We start from the raw sequence: 17,786 nt of genomic DNA, 5'->3' as shown, positions 1-17,786 counted from the left end.
GTCCTATAAACAAATAGCCTTGCGCCGGAACCGCAGAAGGCCTGTCCGATTCCAAACGCAAAGCAAGGAAAGCGCGTCAAAACGCTCTATTCGGAATGCGGAGCAGAACAATCGTGCCGCTTCCGTATTCGCTTCGTATGTCCACCCCGTATTCGTTGCCGTAGTGCAGCCGGATGCGGGTGTTCGTGTTGTTCAGCCCTATGGAGCCTCCGCTCTCCGTTTCGCCGCCCGACGCTTCCATGCTTCGGCGAATTTGCTCGAGCCGCTCCGCCGGCATACCGGAGCCGTCATCCGTCACTTGAATCAGCAGCTCCTCCTCGTTAACTCGAACCTCGATCCGGATAAGGCCCTTGAAATGCTTTTGCTCGAAGCCGTGAAGAAACGCATTTTCCACTATCGGCTGCAAAATCAGCTTGAGAATCGACAGCTGCCCCGCGTTTTCGGGCATATCGATCTCCAGCTTGATGCCTTCCCCGTACCGCATGTTCATCATCTTCACATAGTGCACGATATACTCGAGCTCGTCTTTGACGCTGCAGAACAAGAAGGTGTCCCTATAAAAAAGATGCAGCATCTTGCCGAGCGCCGTTAAGCTGTCGGCGATATTGCGGGCATTGCTTACGATCGCCATCCATCTGATGCCGTTCAGCGTATTGTGCAGGAAGTGAGGGGTAATTTGCGCTTGCAGCGCCTTAACCTCGCTTTCGCGCTTCTTTCTTTCGGTCTTTTCGTTCTGTTCGACAAGCTCGGAGATGCTGAGCGACATCCGGTTGAAATGTCTGCCGAGCAGACCGATCTCGTTTTTGGGAAAGCGGCTGATCAGGACGCCCAAGTTTCCCCGCTCCAGCTTCTGCATTTTCCCGGCAAGCTCCTTCAGCGGAAGCAAAATCAGATTCGTCCAGTACAGCGTAAGCAGCACGATAAGCAGCAAGCTTACGGCGAATACGATCAGCAATATTTTTTGCAGGCTCATCACGTCTTGATTGAACAGCTTCATCGGAATTTCCTTAATCAGCATCCAATCGTTATCAGGCAGCCGGTAATAAACGATCTGCCGGGATTTCTCCCCACCCTGCGAATAGCTTCCGTAAGCGTTCCCCTCGCGGTTTGCGGCGCTGCCGCTTTTATTACCCAGATCGTTTTTGTCAAGCGCGGAAACGATCCTCTCCTCGCGATCCACGATATAGGTGCGCATGTCGGCCGAATCGGACAAGTCTTGGTAGACGGAGGCCAGCTCTTTTTCCTTGATGTTGAAAACAAGAATGCCGCTGCGCGTTTCGTTCTGCAAAATCTTGATATGCCGCACGAACGTAAGCAGATCGGGAACAGCCCTTTGATCCGCCTCGCCCGGGTTTTCCATAAAATCGGCGGCGCGCCCTCCACCGTACCAAACCGTCTTCGAATAGGGATTCGTGTTGTCGAGATAGATGCGGGAACGATAAAAGGCGTGATCGCGATTCGTGTATGCGCTATAGCTGCGGGAATCGGTTACCGCGACCATTTCCCCGTCTTCCGTAAACAAATAGATGGAATCGAAATACCGGTACTTAGCTAACGTCTGCTTGAACAGCTCCCGCAGCTCCAATGTGCGAAAAAGATGATTGACCGCCGATCCCTTTTGCTCGAGCACCTCTCTGACGATCGGGTCCATCAGCAAATTGAGCGATACCTGCTCAGCCTCGTTGCGAAAAGCGGAAATGCTGCGTTCGACATGCCGGAACAATTGGACGGTCGATTTTTCCGACCTCGATTTAAGGAGGTCCAGCACCTGATAATAAACGAGTACGGAGCTGACGAGCATCATGACGATGCTGATAACCAGAAAAATAAGGCTCAGCTGGCGTTTAAGACTGATCCGCATACGCATATTCCCCGTTTCGGTCCGCGCTGATCCGGAAGCTTTTCGGGTTCATGCCCGTCATTTTTTTGAAAATGCGGCTGAAATAGCTGTGATCCGGAATCCCTACCATCTCCGCGATTTCATAGGCGAGGCTGTCCGATTCCAGTAGAAGCTCTTTCGCTTTGCCGATGCGGTACTGAATCAGATAATCGATGGGGCTGCATGTCGTTTCTTTTTTGAATAACGTGCTGAAATAGGCGGGGCTGAGGTTCACGTGTTTGGCCAGCTGCTGCAGCGTGATCGCCTGGTTGTAGTGCAATTCCATATAACGAACCGCTTCCTTGACTTCCTTGCTCCATTGCGGAGTTGCGGCCCTGCATTGAACGAGCCGGCTTAAGTAATCTTCGAAGCACCCTGCCGCTTCCTCCAGCGTACGGGCGGTGCGAACGCTAGCGGAGGCTAGCTCGTGCAGGCTCCAAATCGAATCCTCCTGCAGACGGACGGTTAACAGCGATACTTGCATCAGCCGCAGAAAAAAATTCAGCACATCCGTATTGCCGTAGCGTTTCTCCTGCAAAAACTTGTTTAGCTGTTCGGATAACGCCTGCCGGAGCGAATCGTCGACGAGGTTCCAAGATGCCTCGAGCTGAAGCAAAGCTTCGCGAATCCGCCCGTTCCTTTGCCGTATGCTTTCCTGCGAATACCGCAAAGTCGTACCTTCTCCGCATACGAATTTCATCTCCAACGCAAGCAAGCTTTCTTTATGCAGCTCTTTGATTTGCGAATATCCGCTGCCGGCGGAGCTTATGGCGAAAGTTGCCGTCGTGTTTAAATACGTGGAGCATACTTGGCGAAGATGCTGCAGCAGCGTTTCGGTCTCCTGCCCGAATTGAGCATCGCTCTGCGAAGACGGAGAACCGATGACGAGCATAAAACGGTTTTTCTGATCGTGCGCCAATTGGACGTGATCGTAGGTGTCCGCAACGTCGTGCAGCACATTCGTCATATTGATTTCCGTCAAATGGCCGTAATCGTCGTTGAACCGGTCTTTAAGCGCGTCGTAGCGGTCTATCTCCATCAGGCAAATCAGCAGCCGGTCCGCAGGCTTGCTCCGGCCGGTCCCTCCGGACAGCGCAGCGAATTCCTCGGCGGAATAAAGTCCGCCAAAAAGAAAATCCTTCAGCAGCTTCTCCTGCCGCTCGATCCGCTGCGCACGGCTTTCCCCGGAGACGGCGGGCCGCTTGAGCGAAGCCATTTCCGCGGAAATTTTCGCGATGACCTGCTGCATTTCTTCCGGCGTCATCGTCAATTTGAGAATGTAGTCGCTTACGCCCATGGACAACGCTTTGCGGGCCAGTTCAAACTCGCTCAAGCACGACAAAATGACGATTTTCGTCGAGGCATCCTTATCGCGAATCCGTTCGATCAGCTCCATCCCGCCCATAATGGGCATCTTGATGTCCGTTATAATCAAATCGGGCTTCTCTTTCTCGTAAATGTCCCATGCTTCCTTGCCGTTCGAAACGTCGGCGATGACGGACATGCCGTACTCTTCCCACGGAATCGAATTTTTCACGCCGATGCGCACCAGGAACTCATCCTCGGCTATAAGAACGCGATACAAAACAATCCCCCCTGCTCTCTGCGTTTCCGGAAGAACCGCTTCCTGGCATGCCGCATTGCGCACCATGTCAGGCTCCCGTCGCGCGGCGCTTCTCTGTCCGACGTCGGCCTGCCGGCCGCTTGCAGTGCGGACGACAGCTTATCGCATACGGTAAGCGCTATCACGAACACAGTTTAACTCGTATACTCCGAGGTGACAAGTGACTCGCCTGCAGCCCCTTTCGGCAAGGATAAACGGCTACGCCGTCCTTTCCGAAGGAAAAGCGCGTTTACCGAGATTTAGAGCCGCTTCCACGATATACTTTCTGAAAAATAAAAATAAAAGCTGCCCCGTTACCGGGACAGCCCTTATTATTCTCGCTCGCCTAATCCGTCCGGCTCCCGCTACATCGCCTGAATGGCAGCGCTCATCTTGCGCACGTACTCTTTAGGCGAGCACTGATTATAGCGGCGGAACAGCTCGTAGAAATGGGCCATGTTCGTAATGCCGACCTGCTCCGCCACCCGGTTGATACTGCTGTCCTGCGTCAGCAGAAGCCTCTCCGCCTTCCGGATGCGCCGGACGTTGACGAAATCGATGAAGGAGATCCCCATCACCTTTTTGAAATAGCGGGAGAAGTAGGAATAGCTCATATTGGCCAAACCGCAAACGTCTTCCAGCAATATTCTCGTCTCGAGCTTGGCGTCTACATATTCGATAACCGGCCGGAGGACGGCGATGCCCTCCGTTTCGTATTCCTGAAGCAGCGCCTCCCGGTCGTTGCGCACCAGCAGCAGCAAAATTTTTTTCATCAGCATGCTGGCGGCTATTTCATATCCGCGCGGGCGGCCGTTCATTTCTCCGAGCATGTCCATGATGATGCTCCCGACCTCGCGGTTTACGGCCGCATTTTGACGGAACATGTAGTTCAATTGGCTAAGCGGCCGCTCCAGCTCGGCAAAAAAACGGTAATGCACCATCATGGCCGGATCGAAATACGGCTGCAGGTCGAATTGCAGGACGATATAGGAAATCGGCTCATCCGATCTTTTGCGGGTAATATGAAGCTGCGACGAACCGACGAGCATCACGTCGCCCGCGTGCAGCGTGCAAGGCTCCTCGTTCTCGATCATGACCTCCAGAGCCCCGCTCTCGATGTAGAGCAGCTCCAGCTCCTTATGATAATGCCAGCTGCGTCCCCAATCGCCGGCCGGACCGGCGTAGTTGATTCGCCATATTTTGATGCAAAGAATCGGGTTCTGGTAGTGAACCTGTTCGTTATATATTTCTTTCTCCACGGATTGGCCTCCTCATGGGGGACAGCAAAATTGGATACAACTGCGCTTAAAATCGCCATATGCACGAAAGGCTTGACATACTATTCTTGAGGTATAGGAAAAATTATAAACAATCGGGGAATAAAATTCGAGACCTGGATGACCTTGCCGTCATTCGCTCGCCCCGGAAGGAGCCGCACAGTATGGGAAACGTTACGCGCGTTACGATTTGGAACGAATACCGCCACGAGAAAGTGCATGACCGGGTTCGCGAGGTTTATCCTGACGGTTTGCATGCCGCAATCGCAGCCGGGCTGACCGACGGCTTTGAGGTCCGTATCGCCACGCTGGACGAACCGGAGCACGGGCTGACCGAGGAAGTGTTGAACGGCACCGATGTGCTTATTTGGTGGGGACATATGGCGCATGGCGAAGTAAGCGATGAAATCGTTAACCGCGTTTACCAGCGCGTATTGCATGGCATGGGTCTGGTCGTGCTGCACTCGGGGCATTTTTCGAAAATTTTCAAAAAGCTGATGGGCACGAGCTGCGACCTGAAATGGCGCGAAGCGCGCGAGAAGGAACGGCTGTGGGTCGTCGCGCCCGGCCATCCGATCGCAGAAGGCATCGGCGAATTCATCGAGCTGGCCGAAGAGGAAATGTACGGGGAGCATTTTGACATCCCGCAGCCCGATGAGCTTGTTTTCGTAAGCTGGTTCGAAGGCGGCGAAGTATTCCGCAGCGGCTGCTGCTATACGCGGGGACAAGGCAAAATCTTTTATTTCCGTCCGGGCCACGAAACGCATCCGACTTACTACAATGAGCAAATCCGGCGCGTTATCGCCAATGCGGCCAAATGGGCGGCTCCGTCGACAAGGCCTTATCCGAAATACGGGCATGTACCGGTACCGCTCGAAACGATCAAGCCTAAAGACTGAGGACGGCCGACCCGAATCAGCGGGCTGCTGTCAGGTAGGAGCGGAACATGATAACGAACAGAATCGTCATCGTCGGCTGCGGCAATATGGCCCATGCGTGGGTCAAAACGGCCTTGGCGCGCCAAGATTCGGAAATCGCCGCGCTCGTCGACCTTAAAGAGGAAAGCGCCAAGCGTCTCTCCGAGGCATTCGGCTTAGACGTCCCTTTCTATACCGGCGTTCAGGAAGCGATCCGCGAAACCGGCGCCAATCTCGTCTTCGACGTTTCGATTCCGGAAGCGCGCAAGCAGATTGTAACGGCATCGCTTGAAGCCGGGTGCGACGTGTTCAGCGAAAAGCCGATGGCCGTTTCCCTCGAGGACGCCAAAGGCTTGGCCGCTGCGGCGGAAAGCAGCGGCCGTACGTTCTCCGTCATGCAGAACCGGAGATACAACAAAGGCATCCGCGCTTTGAAGCAGCTTCTTGCCGAGGGAACCATCGGGCAGCCCGGAATGATCTGCGCCGATTTTTTCCTGGGACCGCATTTCGGCGGATTCCGCGACGTGATGGAGAGCCCGCTTCTGCTCGATATGGCCATTCATACGTTCGATCAAGCGCGATTTCTGATCGGCTCCGATCCCGTATCGGTGTATTGCCACGAGTTCAATCCGGCAGGCTCCTGGTATCGGGGCAGCGCCTCCGCCGTCTGCCTGTTCGAATTCGCCGACGGCAGCGTCTTCAGCTACCGGGGCTCGTGGTGCGCGGAAGGCGCCCCTACATCCTGGGAAGCCGCTTGGCGCATAACGGGAAGCGGCGGTACGGCCATATGGGACGGCACAACCCCTCCGTACGCCGAAGCTCCCGCCGCCGGCGGACAGCCGTCGTTCATCCGCGAAACCCGCCGGATCGAAGCCCCGTTAGTCTGGTCCGAAGACGAAGGACATGCGGGCTGCTTGGCGGAAATGTTCGCGGCAAGACAAGAAGGACGGCGCGCGGAAACGGATTGCACGGACAACATCAAGAGCATCGGCATGGTGTTCGGCGCGCTCGAAAGCAGCGCGAAGGGCGTCAAGGTTTCGCTGCTTTAGCCGATGCGCATCATGCTGATAGCCGCCGAGCGATCGGCATCGCGGGAAAAACCGCCATCATCGTTGTTTTGGATGATGGCGGTTTTCGTTTTAGCTTGCCGAAGGTCCAAGCGGTTCCGCCAACCTTGGCAGCAAAGAGGTTTTGCCCGATTTGCTGCTGGCTTGGAGGGGCATCTGATGCTGTAGTCCGAATTTGCACAATTAGCTGCTGGCTTGGAGGGGCGTCTGATGCTGGAGTTCGAATTTGCCCAATTAGCTGCTGGCTTGGAGGGGCGTCTGATGCTGGAGTTCGAATTTGCCCAATTTGCTGCCGGCTTGGCGAGGCGTCTGATGCTGGAGCCCGAATTTGCACAATTAGCTGCTGGCTTGGCGGGGCGGTTGCTGCTGGAGTCCGAATTTGCCCAATTAGCTGCTGGCTTGGAGGGGCGGTTGCTGCTGGAGTCCGAATTTGCCCAATTAGCTGCTGGCTTGGAGGGGCGTCTNAGTCCGAATTTGCCCAATTAGCTGCTGGCTTGGAGGGGCGTCTGATGCTGGAGTTCGAATTTGCCCGCTTGCAGTGCCATTTTATCAAAGCAGGTCGCTAAAACCATGCTGCAAGCGGGGCAAATCGAACTAGAGAGCGTTCCCTCGTTCTCACCGCACACGCAATTGTGTTTTTTCGGATTACAACTAAAATCGGCAGTTGCTCGACGGTTTTTTTGACGTCGTTTTCACGGAAATCGTACAATTTGCTTGAGGCTTTGCTTTGAGTTTACGCGTCTCTCATTAAAATGAAGCCAACCATGAAGCCGGATGCAGCCAATACTTCCTGCAAGGCGATCTCGTTTCTCCTTTTCATTCCGTCAACTTTGTTGTTTCTCGGTTCAACGAATACAAATGGAAAGGAATAAAAAATTTGGCAGCAGGCGCATAATAAACTGGTGCATTTGAGATGAAACGAATGCGACGAACCGCAGTCGGGCCCGCTTCCTTCTAGGGGAAAGCTTTCCGGCTAGCCACGCCGGCGCACCCGCTACGCCATGCCGATCTTCAAGTCGGCGGCGACTTTCGATACATACATGTTGATTTATTATCGAAATTGCGGGATAATAGAGATTGTTACCATACATATTTAGGAGGGTTTGAACCATGGCACACCAATTGCCTGCGTTACCGTATCCGAACAATGCGCTTGAGCCGCACATCGACGAGCAAACCATGATGATTCACCATGACCGTCACCACAATGCATACGTGACGAACCTGAATGCCGCGCTGGAAGGTCATGCCGACCTGCAAAGCAAATCGATCGAAGACTTGATCGCCGATCTGAACGCAGTTCCTGAGAACATCCGTGCAGCTGTCCGCAACAACGGCGGCGGCCATGCAAACCACTCCCTGTTCTGGGAAGTTATCGGACCTAACGGCGGCGGCGAGCCAACTGGCGCGCTTGCGGACGCTATCAACAATGAACTTGGCGGCTTCGCCAAATTCAAAGAAGATTTCGCTAAAGCCGGCGCAACTCGTTTCGGCAGCGGCTGGGCATGGCTGTCCGTTGACAACAGCGGCAAGCTTGTCGTAAGCAGCACGCCAAACCAAGACAGCCCGATCATGGAAGGCAACACGCCGATCCTCGGGATGGACGTTTGGGAGCATGCCTACTACCTGAAATATCAAAACAAACGCCCTGACTACATCGCAGCGTTCTGGAACGTTGTAAACTGGGCTGAAGTTGGCAAGCGTTACGAAGCTGCCAAGAAGTAAGCTTTGCACGCAATAAACGATCGGCAGCAATGCCGGCGTAAACAGACCCCCGCTACCGGCCGGTAGCGGGGGTCTTTGTTTTTGAGGCTAGCGTCAAATAGCTTCAACTAGCGGTCAGATACGATAACCGGAAAGGTTAGTCCCGTTTTTTTGAGACAAAGCGATTCGCTTTTAGAAGGATTTCCCTTTCCTCCAGCAGTTCACGGTTTTGCTGCTCCAGCTTCTTAAGCCGCTCATAGTCTGCAAGCAACTGCGCCTGTTTGGAAGCTTCCGCATTCGCCGTACCGTATTTTTTAACCCACTCGGTAATACAGTTTGCCGGAATGTCCAGCTCTCTTGCTACCACAGCTTTGGTCTTGCCTGTCTTCTCAATAAGTTCTACAGTCTTACGCTTGAACTCTTCATCATAACGCCGCCGCTTATCTCCCATATCACACCTCGATCTCAGTATACCTGTTATTATACAAGAGATCGTTCTCGATTTTCCGTTTTAGTCCGGCTACGCCCACATACGCAGCCACCATACTCCTGTCCGCTCCGGAACGAATCCGCCCTCCCCGAATTCCCCCGCCGCCACACGATCCCCCAGCTCGTCGCCGAAAAAAAATCTTGTCAGCTCCTCAGCCTCCGCGGCGTCCGCAAACCGGTAATCCGTCCTTATCCACGTATGGGAGAAGCCGTGAACCCGTTTAAGCGAATCGTAATAACCCTGCAAAATGTCGGGAGCCTGCGGCTTATCCGTACCGGTGCCGAGCGTCTCGAACAGCACGATCGTACCGCCCGGCCGCAGCACCCGCTTCATCTCGGAGACCGCTTGTCCCAGCTGCTCTTGCCATTCGGGCACTGTCGAGTTGGCGATGTAACAGACGCTCCATCCGGATACGATCAGGTCCGCGCTGTTGTCCGCTAGCGGCAATGACCGATGGTCGGCGGTTACGGCATGCCAATAGCTCAACCCTTGTGCCGCTAGGCGGGCTTTCGTCACTTCGAGCATGGCGGGCGAAAGATCGACGGCCGTTACCGATTTGGCAGCGGGTGCTAGAAGACAGCTCAAACGGCCGGTCCCGGCGCCAAGGTCGACGACGTCCAGCCCGTCAGCCGGGCAAATGTCCGCAATGACGGCGGTAATGTTTCCTTCGCAATCCGCCCCGGCAATCAGCTTCTGGTACTGCTCAGCATGGCAGGCATAAATTTCTTCGTGGGATGGCATTTCGAATTTCCTCGCTTTCGTGTCGGTTTTCCGTATCATCGTAAGCGTTGACGCAGGGTGAAGCTCAAGCCTTTTGCCAAAAAAACCGTAAACGCAGGTCAAGCGGCCCGTCAGCAGATCCCCCGCCCCCGACGAATATGCAACTTTTCCGCTGCGGACTCGTCTAATATCAAAGCTACACTACTGGATGATTCAGGAAAGGAGTCCCACCCCTATGCCAATGGAAGAAGAAGTACTGCCTTTGCTGAAGCTCGGCTTCGGAGTGGTCATGACCGTTGCTTTTCTAGCCGTAATCGGCTTATGGTTCATCCACAAAAAGACCGCCTTCGCCTGGATAACCGCTCACCTGGTTCTGTTCACCTTGTCGGCCGCCGGATTTCTGAGCCTGTTGGCGCCGGGCCGCAGTCAAGACGGTATGGCCTCCGAAAACAACTCCCTATATATCGCGGGATACGGTATTTTATGGGCAGTTTCGATATTATGCCTGCTGATCGGGCTTATGGTGTTCGCAACGGACCGGCGGCGGTATTCTTAGGTCCATCGAAAAGGATTGCATCCGAACAAACAGACAGCCGACAATCCATTAAGCGGATTGCCGGCTGTCTTTAGGGGAGCTGCTCCATACCCGTTACCGAACTACTACACAAAATTTTGGCCTTCAACCATCCGAGCGTAATAGAGCGCCCATTTATACGGAATGATGACCTCCGCTTCATTCACGACTTGCCCGCCGAAGGGATCGGCTTTACCCGTCCGTCCGTATTCGTATAATCCGTCACCGCTCAGCGCGGCTCCAAAACGGTTCACTTTGAAGATTCGTTTGAATCGCGCCCCCGAAACGGACACGATAACGGCCCCGCTTCATCCTGCCGATGCACTCCTTGCCAATCAGGCGGCGTTATACCGGTAGAAGCGTTTATCGTCAAGTTGGTTGCAGCTACCGTTTCTCTCCCTCGATAGTGCGCACGCCCCCGTTTTCAACAACCTCCAATTCTTCCATCAGCGGCTTCGTTCCGGCTTTAAATTCATGCAACGTCCGCCCAACCGCCCGTCCCAGCTCCGGCAGCTTTTTGGAACCGAAGAGCAGCAGCGCTACCAGCACGATCATCACGATTCCTGTAGGTCCGATTCCCATCATTCCGACTCACCTCCCTGCCATTCTCGGCCTCCCAAACAGGGAAGCAACTGCTGTGCATGCTAGGGCGTGTCTGAAAACCCACTCAGGGGCATCTTTCCCCGCCTTTTCGCCCCCTGCTTCGTTCCGTTTGCGCAGGCAGACCCCCGGTACGCCTTCACAAACGCGCCTTGCATGCAAGGATAAACGGCTTCAGCCCTCTCTTGGGCGGTGCGTTTACCGTAGCGTAATCCGCATAGGGTTATGCGTTGCTTAACCTTTCGGATGGAGGAACGAAAATTCGGCAAAATCTGCTCCCCTCGGAGTATTCAGACACGCCCTAGTTCATAAATCCCGCCGTTTGCAGCATGCGTTTCACAACAACCGCAGCTTGCGCACGCGTAGCCAAGTCTTGAGGCGCAAATTGCCGTTCGGTTTGTCCGGTCATGATACCGGATTCCGCCATTTGCGCTGCCGCCACCTGCGCCCACGGACCGATCGCCGCTTTATCCTCGAATACAGCCAGCAAAGGAAGCAGTTTTCCCGTTACAGAAACGGATTTATCAGCAAATGACAACGCATTGGCAAGCATCACGGCCATTTGCTCTCTCGTGATCGTATCGTTCGGCCGGAACGTTCCGTCCTCAAACCCGCTGACGATTTGCGCCTTCACCGCTGCGCCGACGACGCCCGCGAACCAGTCGGTTTCGGCAATATCCCCAAACGCGGGGCGAACGGACGTCGAATCCGCTTCAAGCCCTAATGCACGGACGATGAGACTGACAAACTCTGCGCGCGTGACATAACCTTCCGGCACAAAATCCGTTTCGGTCTGCCCGTTTACGATTCGCTTGGAGGCAAGCAGCTCCACATCGGCTTGCGACCAGTGTCCCTGCAGATCGGCAAACGACTGCTTCGATTGCGCGATTGCGTACAGACTGTTACCTGTGCGGAACATTTGGACCTCTGTTCCTCCGTTCGTTGTCGTAAAGAGGGAAGGAACAAAGGAAAATTCGCCGGTTTGCGGATTGAACCCGACCGCCGTCGCCTGTGCAGGATCTATCGCCGTTCCCGCCACCGCGATTCTTCTGCTCACATACGTGCGTCCGAAGTCGGTGAATACTTGGCTGCTGCCGTCCGCCTCGATGCGCAGGGTGAAGTCGATGATGTCCCCGATCAGCGTCATGCCGGCCGTTTTCGCCTGCTCTGCGATCTGGTCTTTGGCTGCGCCTGTGATCGTTTCCATCGTCAGGAAGACCGTGGCGTTCTCCAGCTTGCCGCCAAGCTGCTTCAATTGCGCAGTTAATGTCGGGAAATCGATCGGCAAGGTGTAGCCGGCATTGTCCGTCTTGATCTCGATGACGGCATCGGGATGTTCATCGACTGCCGCAGCAAGCCATGCAGCCGGAATGCCGATATGGCGGATCGCTTCCGTGCCGGGTACGGCAAACGTGATTGTTTGCGAATCTTTCGCTTTTCCTTTCAGCATACCAAGCGCTTTCGCCAGCGAGTCCGCACGCAGCATAGCGGTCGCTTCCGCTTTGCCGCCCGTTTCCCCAGCCGTCTTGACGGTCAGGACTGCCGCATGGCTGGTAAGAGCGGCGCCTCTTGCCGCCTCGATTACATCTTCGGGTTCCGGCTTCACGGTGTCCGGCTGATTCGACGTACTCGTAGTCGGCGGCGTCGAAGGTCCTACCTCAATCGGAGCCTCGGCCCGGTTCACGTTTACCGTGTAGGTTTTGCTCGTCAACCCGTCTGCAGCCTTCGTCACCAGCACCACCGGGTTAACGCCTGTATGAAGGCTGATCGGGCTCGACAGACCGCCGCTATACGGCTGTCCATTCAGAACCATCGTCGTCGCCGGGTCATAGGTAGCCGCCGTCACCTGAATGCTGGATACGGCATGTCCGACTTCAACGGAATAAGCAAGCACGTCCGGAGCAAACGAAGGCTGCAAAACGCCTGCACCGACACTAAGCTCACGCAGGTCGGCATTCGGTTCCGCCGCGCCGGCCCGGTAAATCGTCACGGTATACGACCGGCTTGTCAGCCCGTCCGCCGCGTGGACGACAATCGGCAGCACGTTGGCCCCTGATTGCAGGCTCACCGGAATCTCCGCGTAATTATCATATACTTGCTCGTTGACCGAGAGGCTCGCAGCTGCGTCATACGCTTCTGCCGTTACGGTTAAGAGCTCAACCTCATGACTTACACTTACCGTATAGCTAAGGATGCCCGGATCAAAGGCAGGGCTGAGACTGCCTGCACTGACCGATAACGCGCCCAAATCCGCAGCCGTAGCCCTTTCCTCCGCGATGACGGTCATTTCGTTGCTGTTGAAGTTCGCTACGTACACGCTGTTCCGTCCCGTATTCACGGCGGCGGCAATCGGGTTCGTTCCCGCTGCGATCGTGGAAGTCGTCAAACTCGCTCCATCGATCACGGTCACGTCGTTGCTGTCATAATTCGCTACATAAATCTTATTCGTCTCTGCATTGACGGCCAGAGCGCCGGGGCCGGCTCCAACCGTTACTGTGGAGAGGCTGTGCGTAGCGCCGTCAATGACCGTCACGCTGTTGCTGCTCGTATTGGCCACATAAATCATGCCGGTCGCCGGATTGACTTCCACCGCAGTCGGCGTAATTCCCACGTTCAACGTGGAGATCGTTACCCCATCCGTTACCGTGACGGTATTGCTGTAGAAGTTGGCCGCATACACGTTGCCTGTCAGCGGATTGACCGCGAGTGCATTCGGACCGGCTCCTGTCGAGATAGCGGAGATGCTGTTGTCCGTACCGTCAATAACCGTCAACGTGCCACCGTCTACGTTCGCTACATAAATCTTGTTCGTCGCTTCGTTAACCGCCAGGGCAAACGGGCTTTCCCCGACCTGCACCGTTACCGTATTCGTGCCGGGGGCGGCTCCGTCAATGACCGATACGGTATCGCTGCCCAAATTCGCCACATAAATCTTGTTCGTCGCCGTATTGACCGCGATAGCAATAGGCAAGCTGCCCGTCTCAACCTCTACGGTGTCGTTCGTCGCGCCGTCGATCACGGTTACCGCATCGCTATCCGCGTTCGCCACGTAAATGTGATTCGTCAGCGGATTAACAGCTACTGCATACGGCGTTTTTCCCGCCGCGACGTTCGCTATGGCGACAACGCCCCCGCCGTATGTATCCTCCAGCACAGTCACGCTGTCGTTGTCGGCATTGGCGATATAGACCCGGTTCGTCGTCGGATTGACGGCAACGGCATGCGGCCCTCTGCCTGCCGCGATGCTGGAGGTAGAAGCTGCGGACGCTTGAGAAGCCGGCCATCCTGCGGCAAGCAGCAGAACGATCATCATCCCGATGAAGCCATGACGCAGCAGGAGGTTTGTTTGAACCTTCATGAACCACCCATCCTTTTCACTCATTTTCTTTAAAAAGCAGCTAAATATCGCAGCTCAACCAGTCAGCGATCAACGATTATCGCTTACCAGCCGTCCTCCTGCAAATCCGGAATATTCGTTCAGGAACCACTCAGCCGCCTTCGTCATTAGAACGCCGACTTGATCTCCTTTGAAGCCGAACGCAGCTTTCAACGAACCCAAATAATGGTCGGTCACATAAACGAGCAAGTTCAGCGTCTGCGGATCGACCCATGCTGCGGAAGCGAGACAACGGTATCGGTCACCGGGGACGCCGATGCGCGTGCCGGAATACCCCGGCTGCGGGAATCGTCCGGCAACTTGCCGGCCAAGTCCAAATGCCAGCCGATGTTCCCCGGCGGCGTTCTCATATTCCCATATGCCTTGATCGCCGTCGAAGTGAAACCGCATCCTCGTTATCCCCATCGGATTCGGCTCCATGACAAACCAACAGCCGTCTATAACATCCGCTTGCGGCGATGTCCGCTCGCCATGCTGCGGCAATATGTGCAGCCCGGCGATCAGCTGTCGAAGTTCCGCGTCGGCGGCTTTATCTTCCGGCAGCGCCCCTTGCGCCAACTGTGCGAATATTTCCTCGCGGAACGCCTGCCCGACTTCCGAATCGCCGTTCGGAGCGCCTTGCGTATCGGCTATACAGACGAACATCACTCGCTGTTCGGGAAAACAATAAGCGAACTGTGATCCCATACCGCGGAACGAAAAGCCGCCGTCCGGCTCCACCCATATTTGATAACCGTATCCTTGATGCCCGCCGAGCGAATTGTCGATTTGCTTCGAGGTCGCTTCCCGCACATACCGCTCGGAGATAAGCCGCTTCTCGCCCCAGCGTCCGCCGTTCATGCAGACGTAGGCCACCTTCGCCATGTCACGCAACGTGCATATGACGCCTGAGCCGCCCCACGAAGTGCCTTCCGGCGTTTGAATACACCAGATATCCGGGGATACGCCGATCGGGTCGAGCAGCCTCTCCCGCATCGACGTTAGAAACGGCACGCCGGTCATACGCTCTACGATCGTAGTCAATACCACCGTCGCCGCCGTATCATACGCAAACACCGTTCCTGGCGGATGGCATGGATCGTGCCGGAAGAACGTCGCCACCCAATCTTTGTCTTCGGACGTATACGAATTCCGATCGTTCGGCGTCGACATCATCAACAGGTCGCGAATAGTCGACTCCAAAACGTAGCGATGAGGGTCTGGCGGCAGCTTATCCGGAAAAAACGACGCTACTTTGTCATCCAGTTTCAGCTTGCCTTCGTCGATCAGCAAACCGACAGCAAGCGAGACGAAGCTTTTGCTGACCGAATACATACGATGCGTACTGTCCGCCGTATACGGCGCCCAATAGCCCTCCGCCGCAATCTGACCGTCACGGACGATAAGGAAGCCGTGCAAATTAACGCGCTGCCTTTCCATCCGCCGCAGAAACGCGGCAATCGCCCTGCCAGGCACCCCCACCGCTTCCGGCGAAGAGGCAGGCGTAAACAAATGCTGTGTCATCTCCCTCCAGCTCCCTCCCTGTTTTCGTTAAGGAAGCGGAGGATTGTGCAGATCCGCTTCCTTGATTCCAGAGTCCTCTCCTATACAATATGAAACGATCCCATATACTTATCTGTTACATCAAATTGTATCGACAGATTAATGAGTGCGTTTGTTAAATCTCCGCTTACCGCAACATACGCATCGGGACCGGATACCTTGAAATCCAATGTAACCGCCAGTTCGCCGGCTTGAGGCTGCCGAAGGTCGAACTTCGGCAGCGCCATTTGCCAATCGCCTGTCGAGTGTTTGAAGGCTTGATAGACGCTTTCCTGCACAATCGTTTGGCCGGGTACGTTCTGATTGTTGACGATGGCGTACGATAGTTTGACCTTTAGCCACCCCAGACTGTTCGGACTGAAATTCTTGAATCGGGCTATCACTTCATCTTCATCATAATTCTTGATGTTCATATAGCGGATCGTATCGGTGTACGTGTAATCCGGTGCATCAGTCGGTATTTGTATGCCCTTTTTCAGCGCATTTGTGGAGTAGCAAGCGATTTCCTGCCCCAGTTGCGAGTCGCCCGCATGAGCACCCGACGTCCCGTCCTGTCCCGCAAGAAAACCGTATACCGTCTCTTTATATAGCACTGGATACAATAAAGCCCTATCGGATAACACCTCAACAGCTCCATCCGACATTCTGACCCTGACGAGCTTCTGGTATGTACTTTCATACGCCGGTTTCTGATCGGCAGCCCACCCGATGAGATAATCCCCTACTCTTACATGCGTAGGCATGTTGATATAGGCTCCGATTTTCACAGGCGTGCCGGAGGAAATATCCAGCGCAACAGTCTGGCCCGCAATCGTGCCGTATCCGCCGACCGTCATGACACCGTTATGAATAGTGGCATAACGCGGTGCGTAAATCCCGGGGATTGTAAACGTCCCCCTGTTATACACGTTTCCGTAGCCGTCTATATCCAGACGCGTAATATTGTTTTCAGGCGTCCATGTAATCAGATAATGAATGGACCCGTTGGACACAATCGACGCATTGCCTACCGCACCGATGTTGAAGCTCGCTTCGTTCGACGGCACACCATTCACCAAATCGTATTTTTCGATCGTTCCCCAGCCCCAGTTAGGCGCATAGAGTCTTCCGTTAATGATGCAGCAGGTCTGAACAAATCCATCCGATTTAAGTTTACGTGTGTACTCGAGTTTGAATTGCAACCCTGTATCAATGATTCGATATACTTTGATCTTGTTTCCTACAAAAACAAAGACGTCATCGTTATGAATCGCCATCGCTCTTGCGTCCGCGCCGACACCGATGTCCATCCGGGACACGACCTTGATGCTCCCTTCGCCATCAGGCCGGACTACGCATATGTAGGATTGGTCCAACAGCGAGTAGCTCCCTTTAAACAGGCAGTAAAGCGTTCCTTTATACGGAATGATGACCTCCGCTTCATTCGCGAGCTGGCCGTCCGGAGGAACCGGCTTTACCCGATCATATTCATACAGGCCGTTATCGGTAAGCATCTCCCCCAGCCTCCTCGCGTCATAGATCCGCTTGAACCGCGCCCCGGAAGAGGAAACGAGAACGTTCTTCCCATCGTCAGGAGAAGCCGTATCCGCCGCATCGTAATAGAAATGGCCCTCCTCCCCCATATCCTTAACGAAATAAACGACCTCGGCGTCAGGACTCAAATTTGCCCTTAATTCGGCTATTGTCGTTACGACGACATAATGATTCGTCATGAGATCCTTCACTTTCGTGCGGTTGTCGACCGGATCGGCGTACGCTTTGGTCAACGCGCCGTTAACGATCCCCGTCGTAGCAAGCGCAGCCCCCGCCATCCCCAGCGAAGCGAGCAGCTTCCTTCTGCTGATCATTCCGTTCCCCTGATCCATTTCCTGCGGTTCTGTCAGCTCTGTTTTTGTTTCCTTCGTCACGGTTCATTCCTCCAATATTCGTGAAATTTTGCTATCCTTACTCGCTATCAGCCGAGATCGGCAGTAACGGTGAAGATCTGGAAAAGGAAGCGCATTCAAAACAATCTTT

The 17,786-nt window shown here is 54.7% G+C and carries 14 protein-coding genes; 4 read left to right on the top strand and 10 right to left on the bottom strand.

The features are described 5' to 3' along the window. Positions 1-76: 76 nt before the first annotated feature. The 3 genes from DQG23_RS34160 to DQG23_RS34150 all read right to left on the bottom strand — a co-directional run bounded on the left by DQG23_RS34160 (position 77) and on the right by DQG23_RS34150 (position 4,741). Positions 77-1,861, bottom strand: a complete 1,785-nt coding sequence (locus DQG23_RS34160) for a sensor histidine kinase (RefSeq protein ID WP_158560842.1) — start codon at positions 1,859-1,861, stop codon at positions 77-79. Then, a complete protein-coding gene (locus tag DQG23_RS34155) occupies positions 1,845-3,464 on the bottom strand; it encodes a response regulator (RefSeq protein WP_158560841.1) in 1,620 nt (539 codons plus the stop codon). The genes DQG23_RS34160 and DQG23_RS34155 overlap by 17 nt, the downstream gene beginning before the upstream one ends. A gap of 383 nt (positions 3,465-3,847) precedes the next feature. After that, on the bottom strand, positions 3,848-4,741 hold the full coding sequence (locus DQG23_RS34150) for an AraC family transcriptional regulator (RefSeq protein WP_113035524.1): 894 nt from the start codon (positions 4,739-4,741) through the stop codon (positions 3,848-3,850). 182 nt (positions 4,742-4,923) lie between these two features. Between DQG23_RS34150 and DQG23_RS34145 the strand changes: the two genes are divergently transcribed. From DQG23_RS34145 to DQG23_RS34130, 3 genes are all read left to right on the top strand, one after another. Further along, positions 4,924-5,658, top strand: a complete 735-nt coding sequence (locus DQG23_RS34145) for a ThuA domain-containing protein (protein WP_113035523.1) — start codon at positions 4,924-4,926, stop codon at positions 5,656-5,658. A gap of 47 nt (positions 5,659-5,705) precedes the next feature. After that, on the top strand, positions 5,706-6,725 hold the full coding sequence (locus tag DQG23_RS34140; protein ID WP_113035522.1) for a Gfo/Idh/MocA family protein: 1,020 nt from the start codon (positions 5,706-5,708) through the stop codon (positions 6,723-6,725). Positions 6,726-7,853: 1,128 nt separating this feature from the next. Beyond that, entirely contained in the window at positions 7,854-8,468 is a 615-nt protein-coding gene (locus DQG23_RS34130) for a superoxide dismutase (protein WP_113035520.1), read from the top strand. 136 nt (positions 8,469-8,604) lie between these two features. On the opposite strand, the gene DQG23_RS34125 is transcribed toward DQG23_RS34130, so the two are convergent. Beyond that, the gene (locus DQG23_RS34125; protein WP_113035519.1) at positions 8,605-8,898 is read right to left on the bottom strand and encodes a transposase; all 294 of its coding nucleotides are present in this window, start codon (positions 8,896-8,898) and stop codon (positions 8,605-8,607) included. A gap of 69 nt (positions 8,899-8,967) precedes the next feature. After that, positions 8,968-9,678 (bottom strand): class I SAM-dependent methyltransferase, encoded by a 711-nt coding sequence (locus DQG23_RS34120; protein WP_113035589.1) that lies wholly within the window; start codon positions 9,676-9,678, stop codon positions 8,968-8,970. A gap of 214 nt (positions 9,679-9,892) precedes the next feature. Here DQG23_RS34120 and DQG23_RS34115 point away from each other — a divergent pair, with 214 nt between their 5' ends. Further along, the gene (locus DQG23_RS34115) at positions 9,893-10,213 is read left to right on the top strand and encodes a hypothetical protein (RefSeq protein WP_113035518.1); all 321 of its coding nucleotides are present in this window, start codon (positions 9,893-9,895) and stop codon (positions 10,211-10,213) included. Between the two features lie 104 nt (positions 10,214-10,317). On the opposite strand, the gene DQG23_RS34110 is transcribed toward DQG23_RS34115, so the two are convergent. The 5 genes from DQG23_RS34110 to DQG23_RS34090 all read right to left on the bottom strand — a co-directional run bounded on the left by DQG23_RS34110 (position 10,318) and on the right by DQG23_RS34090 (position 17,677). Further along, complete coding sequence (locus tag DQG23_RS34110; protein ID WP_113035517.1) at positions 10,318-10,524, bottom strand: hypothetical protein; 207 nt, start codon at positions 10,522-10,524, stop codon at positions 10,318-10,320. Positions 10,525-10,615: 91 nt separating this feature from the next. Beyond that, the gene (locus DQG23_RS34105) at positions 10,616-10,816 is read right to left on the bottom strand and encodes a twin-arginine translocase TatA/TatE family subunit (protein WP_113035516.1); all 201 of its coding nucleotides are present in this window, start codon (positions 10,814-10,816) and stop codon (positions 10,616-10,618) included. Positions 10,817-11,132: 316 nt separating this feature from the next. Next, positions 11,133-14,189, bottom strand: coding sequence for a cadherin-like beta sandwich domain-containing protein (locus tag DQG23_RS34100; RefSeq protein WP_158560840.1), 3,057 nt, complete (start codon positions 14,187-14,189; stop codon positions 11,133-11,135). Between the two features lie 69 nt (positions 14,190-14,258). Then, a complete protein-coding gene (locus DQG23_RS34095; protein ID WP_113035514.1) occupies positions 14,259-15,731 on the bottom strand; it encodes a serine hydrolase domain-containing protein in 1,473 nt (490 codons plus the stop codon). Positions 15,732-15,811: 80 nt separating this feature from the next. Beyond that, a complete protein-coding gene (locus DQG23_RS34090) occupies positions 15,812-17,677 on the bottom strand; it encodes a hypothetical protein (RefSeq protein ID WP_113035513.1) in 1,866 nt (621 codons plus the stop codon). Between the last annotated feature and the right edge of the window lie 109 nt (positions 17,678-17,786).

The sequence above is a fragment of the Paenibacillus contaminans genome, assembly GCF_003285015.1.
Taxonomy (GTDB): domain Bacteria; phylum Bacillota; class Bacilli; order Paenibacillales; family NBRC-103111; genus Paenibacillus_V; species Paenibacillus_V contaminans.
Note: the sequence above shows the minus strand (reverse complement) of the source record. Positions and strands in the feature narration are given on the sequence as shown.

What these genes read in the sequence shown, in the direction of transcription:
- DQG23_RS34140 (WP_113035522.1), top strand. Translation starts at nt 5,706, where the DNA reads ATGATAACGAACAGAATCGTCATCGTCGGCTGCGGCAATATGGCCCAT.
- DQG23_RS34120 (WP_113035589.1), bottom strand. Translation starts at nt 9,678, where the DNA reads ATGCCATCCCACGAAGAAATTTATGCCTGCCATGCTGAGCAGTACCAG.
- DQG23_RS34100 (WP_158560840.1), bottom strand. Translation starts at nt 14,189, where the DNA reads ATGAAGGTTCAAACAAACCTCCTGCTGCGTCATGGCTTCATCGGGATG.
- DQG23_RS34145 (WP_113035523.1), top strand. Translation starts at nt 4,924, where the DNA reads ATGGGAAACGTTACGCGCGTTACGATTTGGAACGAATACCGCCACGAG.
- DQG23_RS34130 (WP_113035520.1), top strand. Translation starts at nt 7,854, where the DNA reads ATGGCACACCAATTGCCTGCGTTACCGTATCCGAACAATGCGCTTGAG.
- DQG23_RS34125 (WP_113035519.1), bottom strand. Translation starts at nt 8,898, where the DNA reads ATGGGAGATAAGCGGCGGCGTTATGATGAAGAGTTCAAGCGTAAGACT.
- DQG23_RS34105 (WP_113035516.1), bottom strand. Translation starts at nt 10,816, where the DNA reads ATGATGGGAATCGGACCTACAGGAATCGTGATGATCGTGCTGGTAGCG.
- DQG23_RS34115 (WP_113035518.1), top strand. Translation starts at nt 9,893, where the DNA reads ATGCCAATGGAAGAAGAAGTACTGCCTTTGCTGAAGCTCGGCTTCGGA.
- DQG23_RS34095 (WP_113035514.1), bottom strand. Translation starts at nt 15,731, where the DNA reads ATGACACAGCATTTGTTTACGCCTGCCTCTTCGCCGGAAGCGGTGGGG.
- DQG23_RS34160 (WP_158560842.1), bottom strand. Translation starts at nt 1,861, where the DNA reads ATGCGGATCAGTCTTAAACGCCAGCTGAGCCTTATTTTTCTGGTTATC.